General features: G+C 43.0%; 1 protein-coding gene. It reads right to left on the bottom strand.

The window, feature by feature from the left end; all coding sequences use genetic code 11:
- A partial coding sequence (locus HZY94_RS09600; protein WP_257151889.1) for a reverse transcriptase domain-containing protein occupies window positions 1-368 on the bottom strand: 368 nt, incomplete at its 3' end.
- Between the last annotated feature and the right edge of the window lie 695 nt (window positions 369-1,063).

The following is a 1,063-nucleotide window of genomic DNA, read 5'->3' on the forward strand; positions in this document are numbered from 1 at the left end:
TGAATAATAGCTGTCTCACAAGAGCGATTGGGACGAAAGCCATAACTATACTCTGAGAAGTGTCTTTCACAGATTGGACTGATGGTTTGAACAATCGCTTGTTGTACCATTCTGTCCATGACTGTAGGGATTCCAAGATTTCGGACGCCACCATTTGGCTTAGGAATTTCAACTCGTAAAACTGGTTGAGGTTTGTACTTCCTCTGCTTTATAAGTTCCTTGGTTTCTCGCCAATGTTGCCGTAGGAAATTATCCATTTCCTCAATGGTAACTCCGTCGATACCAGCAGAACCCTTGTTTCTTTTTACCTGATGATAGGCTTCAAGCATATTGTTCCGAGATAATATCTTATCTAGCAATTCTGACATGTGCGTATTCCTTTCTTGTTTCGGTGTCTGAGGGACATCTTAGATTCGTGAACCTTCTCCTAGTCAATACGTGACCGTCTCCAGTTCTATCAGACCGTTCTTTTACAGACACAAGTGAAGTAGGATTACTTCGGTTAATTGTTCGACCCTTCGCTCCATTTCCATTACAGAAACTTCATCACTACTATGGGTTCGGCTGACTTCTCATGATTCGTTGTTACTACGTCTACGACGCTCATGAGACCTCACGGGATAAGTCGTATATCTTTCCTCGTTTACTCTCGTGATCTACGCATATAGGTTACGACTACCTTTTGGGACTTTAGAGTTTTCAGCCTCCTCATCCACTACATACGCCTTCATATCACATTTCTGTTCGTAGAGCCACGATTTCGCTATCCCTTCCTCTCCCCGCTACCTCACGATAGTCAGGCTTGGGAGTCGCTATTGGGTTCACCGGTAGCAGGTGCCCACAGAGGACTTGCACCTCAGATATACGACATGCCCGTCGTACGGAAAAAACCGGCTCTATAATTTCTATAGTGGGTAACGACCCAAAATAGGGATTATAGGGCTTTTTGAGGTACAAAAAAAGCCCCATATGACCTATAATGAATAGTGACCAAACCAACATTAGGAGAATCATATGGAACTTATTTATAATACCACAGAATTACTCGGAATTACAGATCTCA

The organism is Streptococcus danieliae (assembly GCF_013415245.1).
Taxonomy (GTDB): domain Bacteria; phylum Bacillota; class Bacilli; order Lactobacillales; family Streptococcaceae; genus Streptococcus; species Streptococcus danieliae_A.